Origin of the sequence: Stutzerimonas chloritidismutans (genome assembly GCF_051486945.1) — a bacterium.
Lineage (GTDB): Bacteria > Pseudomonadota > Gammaproteobacteria > Pseudomonadales > Pseudomonadaceae > Stutzerimonas > Stutzerimonas chloritidismutans_B.
On sequence record NZ_JAHVDX010000001.1, the window covers coordinates 1,455,821 to 1,477,157 of the forward strand.

The window sequence follows — 21,337 nt, forward strand, 5'->3', positions numbered from 1 at the left end:
GACTGATCCATGGGTAACCGCCTCTCGAAGCTCTACACCCGCACCGGGGATGCCGGGCAGACCGGCCTGGCCGATGGCCGCCGCGTCCCGAAGGACCACCCGCGCATCGAAGCCATGGGTGAAATCGACACGCTCAACAGCGAGTTGGGCCTGCTGTTGGCCGAGCTCGCCGAGGCGCAAGCGCAGTGGCCTGCGCTGGCCGAGCTGATCGAAGTTCTCAGCCCTTGCCAACACCGTCTGTTCGACCTCGGCGGCGAACTGGCCATGCCGGAGTACAAGGCGCTGAACGAGGCCGAGGTTTCCCGTTTGGAGTCGGCCATTGACCATTGGAACGCCGAGCTAGGGCCGCTCGAAGACTTCATCATGCCAGGCGGCTCTCGACTGATCGCCCTCGCCCACCTCTGCCGCAGCGTGGCGCGGACCTGTGAGCGCCGTTGCCAGCAGCTCAATGCCGTCGAGCCGCTGCGGCCGGTCGGCCTGGCCTATGTGAATCGGTTGTCGGACTTATTCTTCGTCGTGGCACGCCTGATCGCTCGTCGCCAGGGCTGCGCCGAAATTCTTTGGCATGCCGCCAGTGCCCCTGCCGATGCCTGATCAGGCTAGGGCTCGCCAGCGCAGGCTCGATGGGCTGCATGCCGGCTGGGAAGCGTTCATCGTCCTGCTGGTGTGCATCAATCTGGGTCTGATCCTGTTTGACAGCCTGTTTGCACTGACGCCCCTGCGGGAGCTGTTCGCCACGTGGCTGCCGAATTTGCACGATCGCTACGAGGCGTTGATTCACCGGAATTTCCAGCACATCGACCTGGCCTTTGTCGCCATCTTCATTCTGGACGTGCTGCTCGGCTGGACCATTGCGCTGTTCGAGCGTCGCTATGCGCGCTGGTACTACTACCCCTTCGCCCACTGGTACGACGTGCTCGGCTGTATTCCGCTGGCCGGGCTGCGCTGGTTGCGTGTACTGCGCGTCGGTAGCCTGCTGATCCGCCTGCAGCGCCTCGGGCTGATCGACATGCGCAAGTGGGCTATCTACGGCGTCGTTCGCCGGTACTACGTACTCGTGCTGGAGGAACTGGCCGACCGGGTCATGGTGCGCCTGTTTAGCCGGATGCAACAGGAGATCGGCGCCAGCGATGACCTCTCGCGTCGGCTACTTGAGGATGTAGTACGCCCCCGAAAGGAACGCCTGCTCAACGACCTGTCGCGGCGTATGCACGCCATGCTCGAAAGCGGCTACCGCGATAACCGAGGCGCCATCGAAGGTTACGTGGGTGGCCTCATCCACCAAGCCTTGGCGAACAACCCCGAAGTGGCCGGCCTGCGTCGGTTGCCCTTAGGCGGGCGGGTTGCCGACACGCTCGACGATGCGCTGGCGGATATCGCTGCCCGCCTGATCCAGGGCGCCGCCGATGGGCTACAAAGCGCCCAGTTCCAGCGTCTGGCGCGGAATTTAGCGGATGAATGCTTCGAGGCCTGGGTCTATCAGGACGACACAACCGACCTGGCACTCGAAGAACTCTTGGTCGACATTATCGAAGTGCTCAAGCAGCAGGTCTTGGATAGGCGCTGGAGCCGTTTCGTTGGCCCCGTCGAGCCGCCGACACCCCGCTAGCGCAGGCTTGTCGCGGCTTTCGCCCCTTCGCCTTGGTCCAGGCGCGCCCCGACGACCATCTCCGTAGCCCAGTTCACCAGGATGCCCGTGTAGGCCTTCTGGCAACATTCGCTGGTGAGCGCATGGTCGGCGCCCAGGATAATCCGGTGGGTCAGGGAATGCGTCTGCTGGAACGCTGCGCGGTAGCTCATGATGGTCGCATGCGGCACCAAGTGGTCGTGCTCCGACTCCACCAGCAGGACATCGCCTCGGAACGCGGCACAGGCAGCCAGCGCGCGGTTTTCTTCCGCCGTCACACGGCGGGCGCGCAGCTCATTCAGGCGGTCCCGGCTCAGCATGCGCTTCGGCACTTGCCAATCGTCGTCGGCATACAGCGCCGGCACGCGCATCGCGAGCCATTTAACCGGGCGCAGCGCTGTGAGCAAAGCTGACAGATATCCGCCGTAACTGGTGCCGACCACGGCGATCGCGGATGGATCGATATTCGGATGCTGTGCGAGCAAGTCATAGGCGGCGAGCAGATCGTTGAGGTTCTGCTCACGTGTCACCGTCTGTTGCTGCGCCAGCGTCAGGGCATGGCCGCGCAGATCGAACGACAAACAAATGCAGCCCAGCCCGGCGATGCCCCGGGCGCGAGTCAGATCGCGTTCCTGGCTGCCCCCCCAGCCATGCACGAAAAGCACACCGGGAAGTTTCGTCGGAGGTGACAGAAAAGTGCCGGCGATGTGCTCGCCATCCACCAGGATGTCCACGCATTCACTTTGAGTTGCCATCGCGCTCTACCGTTACGTACTTGGTGATGAAGCCAACCTCGGGATCCTCGCCACGAAACAGCACAGTGGCACCGGCCGGCACTCGTTCCTGCTCGCCATACACCTCCACCGTGGACGCGTGAACCAGGCCGTGGGCCCCTTCGATGACCGCTTCGAGCGCAGCGATTTCGGCACCGCTCGCGCCACCAATGCGCCAGGACTGCTCCAGCACGCCCGAGCAAGCACGCCCACGGCCATCGATGCCCTGAGCGATATCGTAGTTACGCCGGGATGCAAAGAAGCCGCGGAAGCACGCCGATGCTGCCGCGTCGTACTCCTGCGCCTGAGCGACGGCAAGCTGAGTGCGTTCAGGCAGGTCGACCGCCAGCAACGCATCGAAGCCTCCATCCACTACGAACAGGTCGGACCCACCGTAGACCATCTCACCGGCGTTGTCGGTGGTCAGGCGCTGCGTGCCGTAATAGCTCAGGGTGTGCCCAGCGGTGCGAATCTGCCCGACGCTGAAGGTGGTGACGTGCTCGAGGTTGGCCTCCAGCACCAGCCCTCGCTGTTCCAACTCGGCGACATCGACGCGCTCCAGCGCCTGATCCAGCGCCAGCTCATTGTCGATGCGCTCCTGCCCACGGCCGCCCGTAGCACCTACCGGTTTCAATCGGATCGGCCCTTCGGGCAGCAACCGCCGCCCAGCTTCACGCGCGTCCGCCAGCGAGAAAACACTGTAGCCAGGCAATACGCTGCCCCTGACCCGCTCGGCGAAATCCCGTGACCAGCCATAGGGCGCATCGGCATCCGGCCGCACCAAAGGATGGGTGATGACCTTGGTCTCGACGAACGCCTGCGGCACTACGCCGCCGAACAGGTCGTGTTCATCGTCGAGCCCGAGCTTGCGTGCGTCGTCCGTCCCGACAAGCGTGCCGGACGGTACGAAATACAACGGCCGCCCATAGTGGACGTCGGGATCGAAGGCCCCCAGGAACTCCATGCCCTGAAGCATGGCGAGTTTGCGCGCCAGCTGTTCGTGGACGACCGCCTCGTGTTGCGGTTCCCGCGTACGGCTGGCCAGGGTTACGGCTGCTCCACGAGCAGCCTGCGGTTTGTCCGCATTGGTCATATTGCTTCGCCCCATGGACTGCATGTACAGGTGCGATGCGAGGCTGGGCCGCGCTGGTCGCTCGTGCTGACCGGCCCGATGGCAGGCCGGTACACTCGGTAGACCCCGTTGCGACGCTATCTATCCTTCGTCCTGACAGGCGCTAGATACAAAAAGGGGAGCCCATAGGCTCCCCATTCGCTCACGCTGTGCTCAGTGAACCGAACTGCGGATCAGGTGATCGAAGGCACTCAGCGAGGCCTTGGCGCCCTCACCGACGGCGATGACGATCTGCTTGTAGGGCACGGTAGTCACGTCGCCCGCTGCGAAGATGCCGGGCAGCGAGGTCTCGCCACGTGCATCGACGATGATCTCGCCGCGCGACGTCAACTCCACGGTGCCCTTGAGCCAGTCGGAGTTGGGCAGTAGGCCGATCTGCACAAAGATGCCTTCGAGCTCAAGCTGGTGGAACTCGCTGGAGTTACGGTCCTTGTAGGTCAGCCCGGTGACTTTCTGGCCGTCGCCATGCACTTCGCTGGTCAGCGCGCTGGTGATCACCGTGACGTTGGGCAGACTGTGCAGCTTTTTCTGCAGCACGGCATCGGCACGCAGCTGGCTATCGAACTCGAGCAGCGTCACTTGAGCGACGATGCCAGCCAGATCGATAGCTGCTTCGACGCCGGAGTTGCCGCCGCCGATGACTGCTACACGCTTACCCTTGAACAGCGGGCCGTCGCAGTGCGGGCAGTAGGCAACGCCACGGGCGCGGTATTCCTGCTCGCCGGGCACGTTCATTTCACGCCACCGGGCACCAGTCGCGAGAATCAATGTCTTGGCTTTCAGCGAACCGCCGTTCTCCAGCTTGATCTCGTGCAGGCCGCCTTCGCTTGAGGCTGGGATCAGCTGGGCGGCGCGCTGCAGGTTCATGATATCGACGTCGTATTCGCGTACATGGTTTTCCAGCGCGCGGGCCAGTTTCGGACCTTCTGTCTCGTTGACCGAGATGAAGTTTTCGATGGCCATGGTGTCCAGCACCTGACCGCCGAAGCGCTCGGCGGCAACCCCGGTGCGGATGCCCTTGCGCGCCGCGTAGATGGCCGCAGCAGCACCTGCAGGTCCGCCACCTACAACGAGCACGTCGAAGGCATCCTTGGCGCTCAGCTTCTCCGCATCACGTGCCGAAGCGCCGGTGTCCAGCTTGGCCAGGATCTCTTCCTCGCCCATGCGGCCCTGGCCGAACAGCTCGCCATTGAGGTAGATGCTCGGTACGGACATGACCTGGCGAACCGTGACTTCTTCCTGGAACAACGCACCGTCAATGGCGACGTGGTGGATGTTCGGATTGAGCACGGCCATCAAATTCAACGCCTGGACGACGTCCGGGCAGTTTTGGCAAGACAGCGAGAAGTAGGTTTCGAAGTGGTACTCGCCGTCGAGACTCTTGATCTGCTCGATGATCTCCGGCGCGGTTTTCGACGGATGGCCGCCGACCTGCAGCAGTGCCAGGACCAGCGAGGTGAACTCATGCCCCATCGGGATGCCGGCAAAACGCAGGCTGATGTCGCCGCCGATGCGGTTGAGCGCGAACGACGGCTTACGGACATCGTTGCCGTCGGTGCGCAGAGTAATCTTGTCGCTCAGGCTGGTGATTTCTTGCAGCAGGCCGAGCATTTCTTCGGACTTGGCGCCCTCACCGAGGGACGCAACGATCTCGAATGGCAGGGTGACCTTTTCCAGGTAGGTTTTCAGTTGCGCTTTGAGATTGGTGTCCAACATGAGCAGCGGGCCCCTTCTTTCGGGTTTCGGTAAGTAAAACGCCCGGACGGTTCGCGTCCAGGCGTTCGATTGCGGACCTACTCGATCCGCCGACAGTGCAGAGGCGCTGCGAACGATCGCAGCGCCACGCTAGGCCTGTCTTAGATCTTGCCAACCAGGTCCAGGGACGGAGCCAGAGTGGCTTCGCCTTCCTTCCACTTGGCCGGGCAAACTTCGCCCGGATGGGCAGCGGTGTACTGGGCAGCTTTCAGCTTGCGCAGGGTTTCGCTGACGTCACGAGCGATTTCGTTGGAGTGGATTTCCACAGTCTTGATCACGCCTTCCGGGTTGATCAGGAAGGTGCCACGCAGGGCCAGACCTTCTTCTTCGATGTGCACGCCGAACGCGCGGGTCAGCTGGTGAGTCGGGTCACCGATCAGCGGGAACTGAGCTTTGCCGACCGCAGGAGAGGTTTCGTGCCAAACCTTGTGGGAGAAGTGAGTATCGGTGGTGACGATGTACACCTCGGTACCGGCCTTCTGGAACTCAGCGTAGCTGTTGGCAGCGTCTTCGATCTCGGTCGGGCAGTTGAAGGTGAAGGCTGCCGGCATGAAGATCAGCACCGACCACTTGCCCTTCAGGGACTCTTCGGTGACTTCGATGAACTTGCCATTGTGGAAAGCGTTGACTTTGAACGGCTGGACTTGGGTGTTAATCAGAGACATCTACTAACTCCTGTGGGATTTAGAAATTCAACGGGTGCCTACGATAGCGCAAGATTCTAAATAAGGTAATTGATTGACGGAATTGCTCCGATAGCTTTTGACTATCCGATCCGTATGAAATCTTCGCCGCACACGCTGCGACAGCATGATCGAACAGGAATTCACCGAAGCTTCCCCGGCATTCACAACCGCGCTGAGGTCTCAGGCCAGAGCCCTCGAATGGCCGCAACACCCTGGCTTCCGATCGCCCTGGCCTGCGTCAGATCGGTCTCGCTCAGGCCGCCTAGCAGATAAACCGGCTGCGGAAATCCGAGAAGCAATTGTGCAGCGCAGGACCAACCCAGGGGTTTGGCATCAGGATGCGACGCCGTATTCAAGACCGGCGACAGCACGACGAAGTCGACGCCGATTTGCGCCGCCATTTCCAACTCCGCTGCATCATGGCATGACGCTGCGAGCCAGCGCCCCGGCTCGACCGGCCTTTGCGAAGCGGCAAACTGTCGCAGCTGCTCGGATGTCAGGTGCCAACCGGCAGTGGGGAAATCGTCGATCCAGTCGAGTGGGCCCTTGAGCATCACCAGCGCTCGCCCAGCACAGCACGCGGTTACCCGTGCGGCGAGGGCACGGTATTCAGCCAAGGGCAGCGACGGCGCACGCAGCTGAACCAGCCGGATACCCTGATCCAGCGCCGTAGACACGCCTGCCAGCAAAGCATCCGGCGCTAAGAGATCCGGCGTAATGAGATACCGGTCCGGCAGCCGTGCGGCCGCGATGATCGGTCGGTTCGCGGCAGGAAACGGATAGCGCGGCAACTCATCGGGCGCGACCCAAGCCAGCGGCTGGCCTTCCGCCCCATGCGGCTCACCGGTAAAGGCGAGCACCTCGTGAACGTCCAACAGGACCTGCTTGTCCGGATAATCGTGGCGGACCTGGATCAGCGGCCGCGACGCGGTCACCGTGATGCCCAATTCCTCGTCCAGCTCGCGCGCCAGAGCAACCGTGACGGACTCCCCCGGCTCGACCTTCCCACCGGGAAATTCCCATAAACCGCCCTGGTGCTTGTCCAGAGGGCGCTGGGCGATCAGCACCTGTCCATTGGCGGAGCGAATGACGGCAGCGGCAACGTGGAGGCGGGACATGGGCGCTCAGAAGTGGAGGAAGGCTGGAAGTGGGCGCGGCGCCGGTGACAGGATCGTCAACCGGCTCCATTTGGTTCGTGCGGCAGGTTCGGATTAGGTCCGGTATTCGGCATTGATCCGAACGTATTCGTGGGACAGATCGGTTGTCCAAATCGTCTCGCTGCAGTCGCCGCGACCCAGTTCGATGCGGATCTGGATTTCCTCCTGAGCCATGACTGCGGCGCCCTGCTCCTCGGTGTAACTCGGCGAACGCCCGCCTTGCGCCGCGATGCAGACGTCCCCCAGGAAAACGTCGATCCGGCTAACATCCAGTTGTGGAACACCGGCACGCCCTACCGCTGCCAGGATGCGTCCCCAGTTCGGATCGGAGGCAAACAATGCGGTCTTGATCAACGGCGAGTGCGCGACGGCATAGCCGACATCAAGGCACTCCTGATGATTTTCACCACCGTTGACGACCACGGTAACGAACTTGGTCGCCCCTTCGCCGTCTCGAACGATGGACTGCGCCACGTCCATGCTGACCTCGAACACGGCTTGCTTGAGCTTTTCGAACAATGCGCCGCTGGCCTCGCTGATTTCAGGCAGCGCCGCCTGGCCGGTCGCAACGAGCATGCAGCAGTCGTTGGTCGAGGTATCGCCATCGATGGTGATGCGGTTGAACGACTTGTTCGCCGCATCGCGTACCAATTCCTGCAGCACATTTTGCGCAACCTTCGCATCGGTCGCGATGTAGCCCAACATGGTCGCCATGTTCGGCCGGATCATGCCAGCCCCCTTGGAAATACCCGTCACGGTGACCGTCACGCCATCATGCTGGAACTGGCGGCTCGCGCCCTTGGGCAGCGTATCGGTCGTCATGATGCCCGTCGCGGCGTCAGCCCAGTGATTTTCGTCCAGGTCGGCGAGAGCTGCCGGCAACGCCGCCTCGATCTTCTCCACCGGCAACAATTCACCGATGACGCCGGTGGAAAACGGCAGGACAGCCTTATCCTCGACGCCCGCAAGGCGGGCCAGACTGGCGCAACTGCGAATCGCCGCTTGCATGCCCGGCTCACCGGTGCCGGCATTAGCGTTGCCGGTGTTGGTCAGGAAATAACGAACACCCTCGCCTGCACGCTGCTTGGCAAGGATCACCGGTGCGGCGCAGAACGCGTTGAGGGTGAATACCCCGGCGACGGTCGAGCCTTCGGCACAGCGCATCACGACGACATCCTTGCGCCCGGGGCGCTTGATGCCGGCCGATGCGATGCCCAGTTCGAAGCCAGGCACAGGATGCAGGGTAGGTAAGGGACCAAGACCGACGGCCATCGTTACGCTCCTCGAGGAAATGGGTGGCTCACACCACCGGAAAACAGGGCGAAAAACGCCGCGAGCGGCAGTGCCGGTCGCGGCGTGGGTCAAACAGGACGTGTCCGCTTATTGGACCTGCCCATGGCAATGCTTGTACTTCTTACCGGAGCCGCAAGGGCAGGGCTCGTTGCGGCCGATCTTCTGCTCCGCCCGTGCAGGTGCCGCAGCCGTGGCCACATCGGCATCCTGCTCGGCCTCGTCGACCGGCTCCAGGGCCGAGACCTCTTCGTGTTGGAACTGCATGCGGCGCGCCAGTTCCTCGGCCTCGCGGCGCAGGCGCTGCTCTTCCTCGACCGGGTCTTCCCGGCGAACCTGCACGTGGGACAGGACGCGGATGCTGTCCCGCTTGATCGACTCCAACAGGTCTTGGAACAGGGCGAAAGACTCGCGCTTGTACTCCTGCTTGGGGTTCTTCTGCGCATAACCACGCAAATGAATGCCGTGGCGCAGGTGGTCCATGGTCGACAGATGATCTTTCCAGAGATCATCCAGCACACGCAGGACGATTTGCTTCTCGAAGGTGCGCAGCGCCTCGGCCCCCGCAAGCTCTTCTTTCTCTTTATACGCTTCGACCAGCGCCTCGAGGATGCGCTCGCGCAGGGTTTCCTCGTAGAGTTTTTCGTCTTCGTCGAGCCACTGCTGGACCGGCAGGCGCGCACCGAAGTCGCTGTAGAGCACAGCCTCGAGCCCGGCGATATCCCATTGCTCAGGCAGCGACTGCGGCGGGATATGCTGGCTGATGGCGTTGTCGAGCGCCTCGCGGCGGAACTCGCTGATGGTCTCGCCGATCTCTTCGGCGCTGAGCAGGCTGTTGCGCATGTGATAGATCACCTTGCGCTGCTCGTTGGCGACATCATCGTACTCGAGCAATTGCTTGCGAATATCGAAGTTGCGGCCCTCGACCTTGCGCTGGGCCTTCTCGATGGCGTTGGTGACCATCCGGTGTTCGATCGCCTCGCCCGACTCCATTCCCAGGGCCTTCATGAAATTCTTCACGCGGTCCGAGGCGAAGATACGCATCAGGCTGTCTTCGAGAGACAGGTAGAAACGGCTGGAGCCGGCGTCGCCCTGGCGACCGGCGCGGCCGCGCAGCTGGTTGTCGATACGTCGCGACTCGTGCCGTTCGGAGGCAATTACATGCAGACCGCCGGCCTCGAGTACGGCCTGGTGACGTTTTTGCCAGTCAGCCTTGAGCTGAGCGACTTGCTCGTCGGTCGGGTTCTCGAGTGCCGCGACTTCGACCTCCCAGTTGCCGCCGAGCAGGATGTCCGTCCCGCGGCCGGCCATGTTCGTGGCAATGGTCACCGCACCCGGGCGACCGGCCTGCGCGATGATTTCGGCTTCCTTGTCGTGGTGCTTGGCGTTAAGCACCTTGTGCTCGATGCCTTCCGTTTGCAGCAGTTGCGAAACATATTCGGAGCTCTCGATGGTCGCGGTCCCGACAAGCACCGGCCGGCCGTTGTTCTGGCAGTCCTTGATGTCGGCAATGATGGCGGCGAATTTTTCTTCCTGGGTCAGGTAGACCAGGTCGTTGTAGTCCTTGCGCGCCAGCGGCTTGTTGGTCGGAATGACCATTACCGGCAGGTTGTAGATCTGCATGAACTCGAAGGCTTCGGTGTCGGCGGTGCCGGTCATGCCCGACAGCTTCTTATACAGGCGAAAGTAGTTCTGGAAGGTCGTGGACGCAAGCGTTTGGCTTTCCGGTTGGATCGGCAGACCTTCTTTTGCTTCGATCGCCTGATGCAGACCTTCCGAGAGCCGCCGCCCCGGCATGGTCCGGCCGGTATGCTCGTCGATCAGCAGGACCTGGTTGTTCTGCACGATGTACTCGACGTTGCGGTGGAACAGCTTGTGCGCACGCAGGCTGGAATAGACGTGAGTCAGCAACCCCAGGTTATGAGCCGAGTAGAGGCTTTCACCCTCGGCCAACAGGTCGGCACGCGTCAGCATTTCCTCGACGAACTGGTGGCCCGACTCGTTGAGCTCGACCTGGCGAGTCTTCTCGTCGATGGTGAAGTGGCCTTCCTGGGTAACGACGCCCTCTTCTTCTTCGATGTGCTGCTTGAGAAGCGGAATCAGTTGGTTGATCTGTTGGTACAGCTTGGAGCTGTCTTCCGCCTGCCCGGAGATGATCAGCGGCGTACGGGCCTCGTCGATGAGAATCGAGTCGACTTCGTCGATCACCGCAAAGTTCAGCTCGCGCTGGTTCTTTTCCTGCAGGCTGAACGCCATGTTGTCGCGCAGGTAATCGAAACCGAACTCATTGTTGGTGCCGTACGTGATGTCGGCAGCGTAGGCGGCGCGTTTCTCTTCGGGCGGCTGGAATGGCGTGACGATGCCTACTGTCAAACCCAGGAATTCATATAAAGGACGCATCCAGTTGGCGTCGCGACGGGCCAGGTAGTCGTTCACCGTGACCACGTGTACACCCTTGCCGGCGAGCGCGTTCAGGTAGACCGCCAGGGTCGCTACCAGCGTCTTGCCTTCACCGGTACGCATTTCGGCAATCTTGCCCTCGTGGAGCGTCATGCCGCCGATAAGCTGTACGTCGAAGTGCCGCATCCCCATCACGCGCTTACCCGCCTCGCGGCATACCGCGAAGGCTTCTGGAAGGATCTGATCGAGCGTCTCGCCTTGGGCAAGGCGGGCCTTGAACGCTTCGGTCTTGCTTCGCAACTGCTCATCGGAAAGCGAAAGCATCTGCTCTTCGAGCGCATTGACGGCTTGTACCGCCTTGAGCATGCGCTTGACCTCGCGGTCATTCTTGCTACCGAAGAGCTTCTTCATTAAAGGCGCAAACATATCGACAAATACTTCCATGCTGAGGATGGAGGCACGCCTGCGGGGCCACCACGGAACGTGCAAAGGGGGCATTCTACTCGGAAACGCCAGGGAGGAAAGCGTGCCTACCGCGCAGCTGTGCAGGCACCAGGGAGCAAATGTGCGGGCATCTTGGCGAATTTCAACCGCAACCCGAAACGCAGCCTTGCCGCCTCGTGACTGGCACGGACGACCACGGCGGTCGGCCCAAGGCCGTCTGCTATGATGGCCGCACTTTACTCGCTATTCCGGTCGCCCATGTCCTTGCGCCCCTCCCCCGCCCGCCCACCGGCCGCCCTGCTACGCGAAGCGAAACCGCTACGCGCGCTGTTCGGCGAGGCCAGGCGGCTGGATCGGCTGCAAGCGTTGGTCAACAGCCAGTTGCAACCCGCGGCACGTGCGCATTGCCATGTGGCCTCGCTGCGCGATGGCACGCTGCTCCTTATCGTGACCGATGGGCATTGGGCAACTCGGCTGCGCTACCAGCAGCGCCGCTTGCATCGGCAACTGGCGGCCATCGAAGAGTTTGCAGGCTTGGTTCGCATCCTGTTCAAGGTCCAGCCCCCAGATACCCCTCGCTACAAACCGGCACCGCCGCCAAAACTGTCTTCCCAGGCTGCGGGGAATATCGAGGAGACGGCGCAAGGTATCCGCGACCCGCGACTCAAGGCCGCGCTCGAGCGCCTGGCCAGTCATGCTCGGGACCATGACCGAGGCTGAGCGCATGTCGACCAATCCAGCCACTGAGGAACTTTCATGCTCATCGGCGCGCTACTGATCCTGACTTGGGTGATTCTCCTGGTTCGTTATCCGATGCGAGCGGTGCCCATCTCGCTGGGCGCATTGCTTGGCCTGGGCCTGGTCGCTGCGTGGGTCATCTGGCAGGAACAGCGCGAAGCGCATCTGCTCGGGCAGATACATGTTCGCGTGGAGTACGACCCCAAGCGTTGCGGTGCCGGTCAGCCGTTGCGCGCCGAATTGGAGAATCGCAGCCCAAGGACGTTGACCGCCTTGCGCTGGGACCTCAAAGCGCACTCGCCCGGCTCGGACCTAGACCTGGTGCAGTCCGGCTACGACAACCCGCGCTACAGCGGGCCCGGTGATTTACAGCCTGGCGAGCAGTGGACGGCTTGCCTGCCGCTTCCACCGCTTCGGCCCGGATATCAGGCCAGCCAGCTCAGATTCCAGGCGCTGCGTTTGCAGGGCCGCTTCGCCGATTGACGCGACGAGCCGCCGCTGCGTGCACGCCGCTCTTTGCAAGCCGAACGGCAGCGCTTATGCTGTATATCCAAACAGTATCAATCAACAGAGCCGAGGTGGTAGATGGCCGTCGAAGTGGTGTACCGCAGCAGCCGGGACCTGGAGCGCTTGTTCATGGATAAAGCCGAAGCCGATCGTCACGACAAGATGCTGGAGCTTGCCGAAGCACTCTCGGCCGCGCTTCACAAAGCAACCCCATCCCTGAGCGAGCAACAGGCGGAAGACCTTGGCATTTTCATGGCCAGGCACCGTGATCTGTTCGCCAAGGCCTTCAAGAACAACCCCGAAGCCCTCGCTGAGCTACCTGTCGAGCCTTGATGCTTCGTTTTGTCGCAGCCCGCTCGCCGAGCGGGCGAAACTAGTCAAACGGCACCCGGTCCATTGAGTGCAGTCACTCAACAGGTAATCGGCATGGAAAGTCCATTCAAGAAGATCAGCGACGTCTTCCAACCCAGCTACAGCGTAAACTTCAGTATCGAGAAGCCCGACGGCAGCATCCTGCTCACCCTCACCGATGCCGCCGGCGTAGCAGTGAAGCGCTACATTGCGGCGAGCCAGTGGCGGGACGAGCAACAACTCGAGCGGTTGATCACCAGCCTGCAATTCAGCCTCGCGATCGAGCGCGGCGAACAAACCAGCACTTACCGCCTGACCAAGCACGCATTCACCGCCGCGCAATAAACGAACCCAGCCTGACGCCTGCAGGCTGCAACCGCTTAATTCTGATAACAAGAACCCACTGAACGCCTGATGCCGCCGCCTATGCAGCGACGCGCGTCCCTGCGCGCGGCTCGCGGGCCCGGCGACCGGACCGTTTCGCTCAGAACCAGCCCAGCGCCTTGGCTCGTGCCACGGCCTGCGTACGCCTGGCCACGCCAAGCTTGGTGTTGATTCGACGTGCGTGGGTCTTGACCGTGTGCAGGGAGATAAACAGCTGCTCGGCGATTTCCTGGTTGGAAAAGCCTTGCGCGATCAGGCGCAGCACCGTCAATTCTCGGTTGCTGAGGATCATGTCATCCGCGCCACTCATGCCCTCTTCGGGCTCACGCTCGAACTGTAACAGGCGGTCGCGCAGGCTCTCGCCTTTACCGGCAGGCAGAACCCGCGCGAGCCATTGCGGCTGACGGTGCTGAAATTCATACAGTGGCTTGACTAGCTGCTGCCGGGCCGCCTCGTCCACCGCCTTACGCAACTCCTGCTCGGCCTCGACCTGCTGGCCATGCATATGGAGGGCTTCGGCGAGCGTGAACCGGCACTCACATGCCAAGGCGAACCGCTGGGTCCGCACGCTCTGCTCGATCAATTCGCGCAAGGTCTCGATCGCCAGCGCACTGCGCCCGCCGAGCATGTCGATGACGGCCAGATAGCGATGCACCCGCGGGAGAATTTCGTAGAAACCGGACGGGGCGAGAAAGGTGTGCCCGTCGTACAGATCGAGTACCTGAACGAAGATCGAACGCGCCTTCTTCAGTTGCCCCTGGTGCAGCCAGGTCGCTCCGGTTAACAACGCGAGAATGCCGCGAAACCGAGCCTCAGGTACGTGCCGCCACTGGGTCAACCGCTCGACTTCACGGAGCCAGTGATAGGCCGAAGGAAACTCCTGATTACGTGCCGCGAGTTCCGCCAGGCCTGCATAGCCGAAAAAGACATAGGAATCGCCGCACGTCTCGGTCTCGATGCGCCCTTGCTGAAACGCCTCACGCGCCGCGTCGTCAAGGCCCTGATATGCCAGTAGATGTCCTTGCAAAAGCTTCAGCCTGCCGATGATAGGGCTATGGCGCACGCTGTCGCGCAGCGCCATGAGCGATTCGTCAAGCACGCCCGCGGCCCGCTCGAATTCCCCTGCAAGCTCGAGCAATTGGATGCGATCGACGCTCAGCATCGCCTCGTACAACAGGCTGCCCTTGAGCCTGGCGAGCTTCATGCCCTCGCTGTTGTAGTGCTGCGCCAGCTCGAGCTTGCCCTCGGCCATTGCCTGCTGCGTCAGTACCTGAAAACACAACACTCGCTGCGCCCAGGCATGGTCGGACAGCACATCCAGCGCCTGCAGGCAGTAATCACGGGCTTCGGGTTCGCCGCGCAAGCGCGCCTGAAATCCCCGAAGCGCCTGCCATTGAGCCAGCAGTTGAGCCTGCCGCCGCGCATCGGGTTGTGGAAAGAACTTCGCCAGGTTGGCAAGGCACTCATCGACCTCATCGAGCCTAGCCGAGAGAATCAGCGCCCAACCGTGCAGCACGATCAGCCGTGTCGTGCTGTTGAATAGATCCTGCGGCAGCTCGCTGCGCCAGCGCATGAACTCCGAAACGTTGTCGCCAATGAGCAATTGCTCTTGCCCGTAGCGCTGAAGAAAATTGGCCGCAACCTCCGGCTGGCCTGCCCAAAGGGCGTGTTCGACCGCCTCGCGCATCTCGCCGCGGTTGGCAAACCATTGGCACGCCCGCAGATGCGTTTGCGTAGGTGATAGGCCGGCAGACATACGTTGAAGGATCGATGCGAGCGGCCGCCAAAGGCGGAACCACTCGCCGCAATTGTCGATCTGCCGAATGAACAGCTGATTGCTCTTGAGCGAATCGAGTATTTCACCCCCATTGCCGTCAAGTACGTGCTCGCACAGATGCTGCGAAAACCTGGGCATGCGTGCCAAGGCGAAAAGCGACCGCCGAACCTCCTCGCTCTGCGGCTCGAGCACCTCCCGCTGGACGTAGTCCCGCAAGACTGGCGTACCAGCGCCCAAGCGCTCGCGCACCGCCTGCTCATCAGCGTTGAACAGCAGCAGGCTAACACCAGCCAACCACCCCTCACTGCCTGTCATCAGCTGCCTGAAGGTATCGTCGGCCAGATCCAACCGATGCGCCCGCAGCAGCTGCCGCAGCTCTGCCGAGCCAAGCGCCAGCGACTCGGCCTGCACCTCAAGCAAGTCGCCCTGCAACAAAAGGCGAGGCAGTTTCCAGGCTGGCTGGCGTCGGCTGGTCACCCACCAGCTGATGGACTCCGGTCCTTGTTCAAGCAACATGTCAAGGCAGGCATCGAACGCCGCATGCGGCTGCCGGGGGAAGTCATCGAGCATGACCCACAGCGCGCCACGAGCGGCGCGCAAGAGCTCGAGCAGGTCACGCTGCGCGTCGCCGGTCGGTAGCGGCGCACCGGATAGGTATTTGCGCAGCCGCTCGTACAAGTCATCCGGGGTGAGCTGTCGCCCACCAATATCCAGCCATATCAGTTGCGTGTCGGCCGGTATCTGGCGCGCGCACTCGCTCATCAAAACGCTCTTGCCGAACCCTGCCGGTGCGCAGATCAGACGCAAACGGCACCGGGCTTCTACCAGCGGATTGACGAGCCGAGGCCGGGGCACATGGACCGGCGGTAGCCGCGGAATAGTCGCTACCTGGACCGGCGCAGCGGCATCCGTGCCGAGAGCGACAGGGTTGAAGCGTACGGACATAACCATCTTTCTCTTGTTCTGTATCAGTCCATTGACGGCCGCGTACCGGTTGGCAATCCTCGGCAGCGTGCCTTTGTGCGGCCAACGCTGCACCATCCGGAGCGCTTTGTCGATATCGGGCGGACCGACCGTCGCGGTCGTACCCAGCCGCTACTGGCCAGAAACTATCACTGTCACGTACTTGGGCAAAAAAAAGGCGACCCGAGGGCCGCCTTATTCACAAGCTAAATGGACTGCGATTAACGCACCCCTGCATTTCGCAGCGCAGCAGGTGTGAAATCGCGCGCCGAAGCCTTGTAGCCAAACTCATGCGGCTTCTCTTCGTTGCTCATGCCGATCGCAATGTAACGGCCAGAGATGACGTCATATAGGGCTTCGAAGGCAAACGCCGGTACTTTGTGCTGGTAGTACTGGACCAGATGGCCTTCACCCACACGCCACAATTGACCGCGACCGTCATACAGCTCGGACTGGACGATGGTCCAGGTATCTTCATCAACGAAGAAACGGCGCTTGGCATAAATGTTCCGCTCGCCATTCTTAAGCGTCGCCTCAATCTCCCAGACGCGATGAAGCTCGTAGCGCGCCAGATCCTGGTTAACGTGACCTGCCTTCAGGATGTCGCTGTATTTCACATCGCTGGAGTTGATCTCATAGCTGTTGTACGGAATGTAGAGCTCCTTCTTGCCGATCAGCTTCCAGTCGTAACGGTCGGGCGCACCGCTGAACATGTCGAAGTTATCGGTGGTACGCATCCCGTCCGATGCAGTACCCGGGCCGTCATAAGCCACCTGCGGTGCGCGGCGTACGCGGCGCTGGCCAGCGTTGTAGATCCAGGCTTGACGAGGCTCCTTCACCTGATCGAGCGAGTCGTGGACGAGCAGTACGTTGCCTGCCAGGCGCGACGGGGCAGTCACGCGTTGCTTGAAGAACAGCAGCGCGTTCTTTGCGCGTTCCGGATCCAGGTCCGTCATGTCGCTCGGGAAGGCGACTTCATCTTCAAAATGTACGAGCGTGTAGCTGCCGTTGGTCTGTGGCGTCGCCTGGACGATGTTGCGCCGGACGTTGCCACCGCGGTAGCGCGTGATGTGGTTCCAGACTACCTCGAGGCCGTTCTTCGGGATCGGGAACGCGTAGTAGCGACTGTCCGAGAAGTTGGCGATGCCGTTGCCGCCGTCAACCAGTTCGGCGTTCAGCGCGCTCTGTTTGGCGGCCTCATAGATGCGGTCTGGCAGCGCCGCGGTACGGTGCGTCGGAAACACCCGAATCTTGTAGGTTTCGGGGTAGCGTTTGAACATCGCCAGTTGGCCAGCGGTGAGCTTGTCTTTGTACTGATCGACGTTCTGGGCGGTGATGACGAACTTCGGTTGCTCGTCTTTGAAGGGGTTGGTCAGATGGCCATCGTCTAATGGCGCCGCATTCTCCGACAAGCCGCCCGTCCAGGCTGGAATGGTGCCGTCGGCGTTGCCGGATTTTTCCGCGCCCAGGGGCGTGAGCGATTCACCAAGCTTTGCCGCTTCCTCAGGGGAAACGGCGGCCGTCACGCTGCTCGCAAGCAACGAAAGGGCCAAGACACTGAATAGTTTTCTTGTTGTTTTCATACGCTTCCAGTTCCTCTTGATCTTGTATGGCCGGAGGCCTTGCGTAACGCATCTTGCACAACGGGACCAAGCGGCCCCGTGCGCCGAAAAAACCTCCTTAGAAGTTCACACCCACGCTAAGCGCGAGGAAGTCACGATCGACCAGCGTGTTGTAGTCACCGCCGAAGAAATCGGTGTACGACAAGCTGGCGGTATAGGCGTTCTGGTAAACGGCATCGACGCCTACGCTTATGGCCTTGGAACCTTCGTTGAACAAGCCGTTCGGGCCGTAGCCGTCCACGTCATGAGAGAAGGAAATGTTTGGCGTCAGGTTCACGCCAGCGAAGACGTTGCTGTAATCAGCCAGTGCGCGAAGGCGATATCCCCAGGAGTTGGCGGTTACGAAGCCGTCATCCCCATATGCGGCGAGTTGTGTGGCATCGTCTGGCGTTCCATATATCGCATCACGCCCATAACGAAGCTCGCTTTTGCTTTCTAGCGCGCCAACATGCGCATAGCCCACTTCACCAACAAGAGTGACGCGGCCAGCACCAAGCACCTGATCAAAGAAGTGCGTAAAGGTTGTTTGGATCTGAGTGATTTCCTTGCGGTTATACCCTCGGTTATCAGCGCCGAAGGTGCTGGCAACCGGCGAAGTACCCGGGGCGATCGGATTGAGCAGCGCGCGCGTTACGTCCGTGGTGTTGATCTGTACGGGGGCGTTTGGTCGATAGCTTATCTCCCCCGCCCACGCTGTACCGGTGGGCAAGGTGGTCGAAAAACTCAGGCCGTACAATCGGATATCTTCTGGATATTCCAGGTAGTACTGGCCATTGCCGAGCATCACACTCTGCGCCAGCCCGGCTACTGTTGATCCATATGCAGGGTTACCGTAGCAACCAGGCGCACCTCCGAAAGCGATACCACAAACGCTTCCAAGAATGCCTCCAGTTGGTCCGGCAAGTGGGTTGCCGTTTCCTAACGCTGCCGCAGTACCCAACCCAGCCGATTGAGTGCTAACGATCGGGGTCCGGCTGTGATAATTCATAAAATAAGCGCCGTACTCGGTCGCGTCACCAAGCCAGCGAAGGGCCAGGCCAAACTGCCCCGAATCTTTCGCATCGCGATCACCACCGCGCGGCAGTACAACGCCTTCTGAACTGACGTCGAATCCCTGGCCGAACGCCGCAGCAACAGGTTGTAGCGGTGCGATAGCCGGACTACCTACGTTGTAATTGTTGTTGCAGCCATCTTGGGCAACATCAACGGCGAAGAAGGTCCCGCAGTTGTCGACAATCGTCTGGTCCCACTCAAGCTGATAAAAAGCCTCCATGCTCAACCGATCAGTCACGCTCTGGGACACGTAGAGCATATTAACGGGAATGAGACCTTCCTTGATTTCGGCACCCGGTCGGCGAAACGCAGCGGCATCGAGCGGGTTGATCGAGTTAATTGAGTTACCGATAAAGGTACTTTCACCCCAGCTGACCACCTGCCTGCCGACACGAACAGTTCCTGGTAAATCGCCGAGGTAATAGTTGTGATAGAGAAATGCGTCGAGAATCTGCGCACCGGAAGACTGTGCTGCTTCTTTTCGATTGCTGTCACTGATGTCTTTGAACAGACGACCCTCGTCTTTCAGTTCAAAGTCATACCAGTACTTGCCACGAATGAAAGCGCCGCTATCACGGTAACGGAGCTCAAGATCGTGAACCCCTTTAAAAATCTTGGAGAAGGTTTCACCTTTCTTGAAGTTCAACCGACCGTCATCACCCGTCTGGGTATAACCGGTACCCCCATTATTGATACCAACCAGATCCATGTCCCGATCAGTTGTCGACCAACTGGCCCCAATGGAAAGCGATGAGTCGAACTGCCCCTCCACTTCGCCGATATTGAAATTCACGGCATAGGCCGGTGCAACGGTCCCAAGGGCTACGGCAAGTGCCAAAGTCCTGGGCTGGAAGATTCCTTGCCTTGTTGTTTTTGTCATGAGGCGCTCCTGGTTGGTTCGAAGTACGCTCACCCTAGCGACACGGCGGCAGAGGGTTAAGCGCACTAAGGTTTGATTTGTTTTGTAATTCTTAAGTATGAACAGCCTTCCCACTGCTGGGCTTCAAGCCCGTAGGGCAGCGGGACGCCGGTGAAGCTAACGGAGAGCTTAGTCGCGCCCCGGCCATGCGCAAGCCCCGTAATAGAGCGTTTGCGAGCCGGTAGGCGAATTTAACGAAAGGTAATCCAGGCACAAGGCCACCATGCCGACTGTGCGCTTGCACCCGTCGGCCGTCGAGCGGGCACAGTCAGCCCTTGCCCGAACGGAAAGTTCGGAAGTAGGCGTTACCGCCAGCGGTGGAATTGGGGAGAAAGGAAACAGGGGGATCAGCGGCGCGATAATCACGCCGCTGCAAAATGGAGCCTGTTACAGGCCCTTGACTGCATAGATACCCGGGGCGTTGCGCCAGTAGCCTTTGTAGTCCATCCCGTAGCCGAAGACATACCGGTCCACGCATGTGAGTCCGACGAAGTCTGCCTTGAGATCGGGACGCGCCTTGCGCTCGTGCTCCTTGTCGACAAGCACCGCGGTGTAGACGTTGGACGCACCGGCGTGCCGGCAAAAGTCGATGATCGCGCCGAGGGTGTGCCCCTCGTCCAGAATATCGTCGACGATCAGCACGTCTCGATCGATGAACGAAATCTCAGGCTTGGCCTTCCAGAACAGTTCGCCCCCGCTGGTTTCATTGCGGTAGCGCGTGGCATGAAGATACGAAAGCTCCAGCGGGAAGTTCAGTTTAGGGACCAACTTGCCGGAGAAGATCAAGCCGCCGTTCATGACGCAGAACACGACTGGGTTCCGATCGGCCAATTGAGCATTGATGCTCGTGGCGACGGCATCGATAGCCGCTTCGACTTCGGCCTCTGGGTGGAGGCAGTCGGCTTCCGCCATGACTTGGCGGATATGAGCAAGATCGGCGGACATTGGCGATGCTCCATTTAAAAGTGCGACAGGGCGCGGCAGTCCCGCCCAAGAAATCGAAGGGGCGCGACGATACCGATGCAATGACAGACACGGCAAGTGCTTATTTGACTCATCAATAGCCGCCCCAGGCACGATGCATTAATCTACGCCGGTTTATCTACCCGCCGGAGCCGCCATGAGCATTCGAGAAATTCGCCACCCCTTGATTCGTCACAAACTGGGGCTCATGCGCCGGGCGGACATCAGCACCAAGAATTTCCGCGAGCTGGCGCAAGAGGTTGGCTCCATCCTGACGTACGAAGCTACCCGTGACCTGCCGCTGGAAAACTACAACATTGAAGGCTGGTGCGGCCCGGTCCAGGTCGAGAAAATTTCCGGGAAAAAGATCACCGTCGTGCCAATCCTGCGCGCGGGCATCGGCATGCTCGACGGCGTACTCAGCCTGATCCCCGGCGCAAAAGTCAGCGCGGTAGGCATCGCGCGCAACGAAGAAACGTTGCAGGCCCACACCTACCTCGAGCGCCTAGTGGACGATCTGGACCAGCGCCTGGCGATGATCATCGACCCTATGCTGGCTACCGGCGGCTCGATGGTCGCCACTATCGACATGCTCAAGAAAGCCGGCTGCAAAGAGATTCGGGCGCTGGTGCTGGTCGCTGCGCCCGAGGGCATTCAGGCAGTCGAAGCGGCGCATCCGGACGTCATTATCTATACCGCGTCGATTGACGATCATCTGGATGAAAACGGCTATATCGTCCCTGGTCTGGGCGATGCCGGCGACAAGATTTTCGGCACCAAGCAGAAGGACGTCTAA

At 60.9% G+C, this 21,337-nt stretch carries 18 protein-coding genes; 7 read left to right on the forward strand and 11 right to left on the reverse strand.

The features are described 5' to 3' along the window. Positions 1-9: 9 nt before the first annotated feature. Both KXR72_RS06635 and KXR72_RS06640 read left to right on the forward strand, forming a co-directional pair. Positions 10-594 carry a cob(I)yrinic acid a,c-diamide adenosyltransferase gene (locus tag KXR72_RS06635; RefSeq protein ID WP_437420283.1) on the forward strand — a complete coding sequence of 195 codons (585 nt, stop codon included), beginning with the start codon at positions 10-12 and terminating at the stop codon, positions 592-594. Continuing rightward, the gene (locus KXR72_RS06640) at positions 587-1,609 is read left to right on the forward strand and encodes an ion transporter (RefSeq protein WP_437420284.1); all 1,023 of its coding nucleotides are present in this window, start codon (positions 587-589) and stop codon (positions 1,607-1,609) included. The genes KXR72_RS06635 and KXR72_RS06640 overlap by 8 nt, the downstream gene beginning before the upstream one ends. Here the strand turns inward: KXR72_RS06640 and KXR72_RS06645 are convergent. From KXR72_RS06645 to secA, 7 genes are all read right to left on the reverse strand, one after another. Beyond that, positions 1,606-2,382 (reverse strand): alpha/beta hydrolase family protein, encoded by a 777-nt coding sequence (locus tag KXR72_RS06645; protein ID WP_437420285.1) that lies wholly within the window; start codon positions 2,380-2,382, stop codon positions 1,606-1,608. The two genes, KXR72_RS06640 and KXR72_RS06645, sit on opposite strands and share 4 nt — an antisense overlap. Next, entirely contained in the window at positions 2,366-3,493 is a 1,128-nt protein-coding gene (locus tag KXR72_RS06650; RefSeq protein ID WP_437420286.1) for a DUF3182 family protein, read from the reverse strand. The genes KXR72_RS06645 and KXR72_RS06650 overlap by 17 nt, the downstream gene beginning before the upstream one ends. 192 nt (positions 3,494-3,685) lie before the next feature. Further along, positions 3,686-5,248: an alkyl hydroperoxide reductase subunit F gene (gene ahpF / locus KXR72_RS06655; protein ID WP_437420287.1), complete on the reverse strand. Its 1,563-nt coding sequence runs from the start codon at positions 5,246-5,248 to the stop codon at positions 3,686-3,688. A 140-nt stretch (positions 5,249-5,388) separates the two neighbouring features. After that, complete coding sequence (ahpC, locus tag KXR72_RS06660) at positions 5,389-5,952, reverse strand: alkyl hydroperoxide reductase subunit C (RefSeq protein WP_046162591.1); 564 nt, start codon at positions 5,950-5,952, stop codon at positions 5,389-5,391. A gap of 182 nt (positions 5,953-6,134) precedes the next feature. Next, complete coding sequence (locus KXR72_RS06665) at positions 6,135-7,091, reverse strand: Nudix family hydrolase (protein WP_437420288.1); 957 nt, start codon at positions 7,089-7,091, stop codon at positions 6,135-6,137. Positions 7,092-7,184: 93 nt separating this feature from the next. Continuing rightward, the gene (gene argJ / locus KXR72_RS06670; protein ID WP_437420289.1) at positions 7,185-8,402 is read right to left on the reverse strand and encodes a bifunctional glutamate N-acetyltransferase/amino-acid acetyltransferase ArgJ; all 1,218 of its coding nucleotides are present in this window, start codon (positions 8,400-8,402) and stop codon (positions 7,185-7,187) included. A 108-nt stretch (positions 8,403-8,510) separates the two neighbouring features. Further along, the gene (gene secA, locus KXR72_RS06675; RefSeq protein ID WP_437420290.1) at positions 8,511-11,246 is read right to left on the reverse strand and encodes a preprotein translocase subunit SecA; all 2,736 of its coding nucleotides are present in this window, start codon (positions 11,244-11,246) and stop codon (positions 8,511-8,513) included. Between the two features lie 276 nt (positions 11,247-11,522). Here secA and KXR72_RS06680 point away from each other — a divergent pair, with 276 nt between their 5' ends. From KXR72_RS06680 to KXR72_RS06695, 4 genes are all read left to right on the forward strand, one after another. Continuing rightward, positions 11,523-11,984, forward strand: coding sequence for a DUF721 domain-containing protein (locus tag KXR72_RS06680; protein WP_437420291.1), 462 nt, complete (start codon positions 11,523-11,525; stop codon positions 11,982-11,984). 36 nt (positions 11,985-12,020) lie between these two features. Next, positions 12,021-12,485 (forward strand): multidrug transporter, encoded by a 465-nt coding sequence (locus KXR72_RS06685; RefSeq protein ID WP_437420292.1) that lies wholly within the window; start codon positions 12,021-12,023, stop codon positions 12,483-12,485. Between the two features lie 102 nt (positions 12,486-12,587). After that, on the forward strand, positions 12,588-12,842 hold the full coding sequence (locus tag KXR72_RS06690; protein ID WP_437420293.1) for a YebG family protein: 255 nt from the start codon (positions 12,588-12,590) through the stop codon (positions 12,840-12,842). 93 nt (positions 12,843-12,935) lie between these two features. Next, on the forward strand, positions 12,936-13,205 hold the full coding sequence (locus KXR72_RS06695; protein WP_437420294.1) for a DUF3509 domain-containing protein: 270 nt from the start codon (positions 12,936-12,938) through the stop codon (positions 13,203-13,205). Between the two features lie 139 nt (positions 13,206-13,344). Here KXR72_RS06695 and KXR72_RS06700 read toward each other — a convergent pair whose 3' ends face one another. The 4 genes from KXR72_RS06700 to KXR72_RS06715 form a co-directional block, all read right to left on the reverse strand. Further along, positions 13,345-15,966, reverse strand: a complete 2,622-nt coding sequence (locus tag KXR72_RS06700; protein ID WP_437420295.1) for a LuxR C-terminal-related transcriptional regulator — start codon at positions 15,964-15,966, stop codon at positions 13,345-13,347. A gap of 239 nt (positions 15,967-16,205) precedes the next feature. Continuing rightward, positions 16,206-17,567, reverse strand: coding sequence for a DUF1329 domain-containing protein (locus KXR72_RS06705; protein ID WP_437420296.1), 1,362 nt, complete (start codon positions 17,565-17,567; stop codon positions 16,206-16,208). A 97-nt stretch (positions 17,568-17,664) separates the two neighbouring features. Beyond that, the gene (locus KXR72_RS06710; RefSeq protein ID WP_437420297.1) at positions 17,665-19,539 is read right to left on the reverse strand and encodes a DUF1302 domain-containing protein; all 1,875 of its coding nucleotides are present in this window, start codon (positions 19,537-19,539) and stop codon (positions 17,665-17,667) included. Positions 19,540-19,965: 426 nt separating this feature from the next. Next, on the reverse strand, positions 19,966-20,523 hold the full coding sequence (locus KXR72_RS06715) for a hypoxanthine-guanine phosphoribosyltransferase (protein WP_437420298.1): 558 nt from the start codon (positions 20,521-20,523) through the stop codon (positions 19,966-19,968). A gap of 175 nt (positions 20,524-20,698) precedes the next feature. On the opposite strand from KXR72_RS06715, the gene upp reads away from it, so the two are divergent. Then, positions 20,699-21,337: a uracil phosphoribosyltransferase gene (gene upp / locus KXR72_RS06720; RefSeq protein WP_437420299.1), complete on the forward strand. Its 639-nt coding sequence runs from the start codon at positions 20,699-20,701 to the stop codon at positions 21,335-21,337.

What these genes read in the sequence shown, in the direction of transcription:
- KXR72_RS06680 (WP_437420291.1), top strand. Translation starts at nt 11,523, where the DNA reads ATGTCCTTGCGCCCCTCCCCCGCCCGCCCACCGGCCGCCCTGCTACGC.
- secA (WP_437420290.1), bottom strand. Translation starts at nt 11,246, where the DNA reads ATGTTTGCGCCTTTAATGAAGAAGCTCTTCGGTAGCAAGAATGACCGC.
- KXR72_RS06685 (WP_437420292.1), top strand. Translation starts at nt 12,021, where the DNA reads ATGCTCATCGGCGCGCTACTGATCCTGACTTGGGTGATTCTCCTGGTT.
- KXR72_RS06700 (WP_437420295.1), bottom strand. Translation starts at nt 15,966, where the DNA reads ATGTCCGTACGCTTCAACCCTGTCGCTCTCGGCACGGATGCCGCTGCG.
- upp (WP_437420299.1), top strand. Translation starts at nt 20,699, where the DNA reads ATGAGCATTCGAGAAATTCGCCACCCCTTGATTCGTCACAAACTGGGG.
- ahpF (WP_437420287.1), bottom strand. Translation starts at nt 5,248, where the DNA reads ATGTTGGACACCAATCTCAAAGCGCAACTGAAAACCTACCTGGAAAAG.
- KXR72_RS06635 (WP_437420283.1), top strand. Translation starts at nt 10, where the DNA reads ATGGGTAACCGCCTCTCGAAGCTCTACACCCGCACCGGGGATGCCGGG.
- KXR72_RS06695 (WP_437420294.1), top strand. Translation starts at nt 12,936, where the DNA reads ATGGAAAGTCCATTCAAGAAGATCAGCGACGTCTTCCAACCCAGCTAC.
- KXR72_RS06690 (WP_437420293.1), top strand. Translation starts at nt 12,588, where the DNA reads ATGGCCGTCGAAGTGGTGTACCGCAGCAGCCGGGACCTGGAGCGCTTG.
- KXR72_RS06650 (WP_437420286.1), bottom strand. Translation starts at nt 3,493, where the DNA reads ATGACCAATGCGGACAAACCGCAGGCTGCTCGTGGAGCAGCCGTAACC.
- KXR72_RS06640 (WP_437420284.1), top strand. Translation starts at nt 587, where the DNA reads ATGCCTGATCAGGCTAGGGCTCGCCAGCGCAGGCTCGATGGGCTGCAT.
- ahpC (WP_046162591.1), bottom strand. Translation starts at nt 5,952, where the DNA reads ATGTCTCTGATTAACACCCAAGTCCAGCCGTTCAAAGTCAACGCTTTC.
- KXR72_RS06715 (WP_437420298.1), bottom strand. Translation starts at nt 20,523, where the DNA reads ATGTCCGCCGATCTTGCTCATATCCGCCAAGTCATGGCGGAAGCCGAC.
- KXR72_RS06645 (WP_437420285.1), bottom strand. Translation starts at nt 2,382, where the DNA reads ATGGCAACTCAAAGTGAATGCGTGGACATCCTGGTGGATGGCGAGCAC.
- KXR72_RS06710 (WP_437420297.1), bottom strand. Translation starts at nt 19,539, where the DNA reads ATGACAAAAACAACAAGGCAAGGAATCTTCCAGCCCAGGACTTTGGCA.
- KXR72_RS06665 (WP_437420288.1), bottom strand. Translation starts at nt 7,091, where the DNA reads ATGTCCCGCCTCCACGTTGCCGCTGCCGTCATTCGCTCCGCCAATGGA.
- KXR72_RS06705 (WP_437420296.1), bottom strand. Translation starts at nt 17,567, where the DNA reads ATGAAAACAACAAGAAAACTATTCAGTGTCTTGGCCCTTTCGTTGCTT.
- argJ (WP_437420289.1), bottom strand. Translation starts at nt 8,402, where the DNA reads ATGGCCGTCGGTCTTGGTCCCTTACCTACCCTGCATCCTGTGCCTGGC.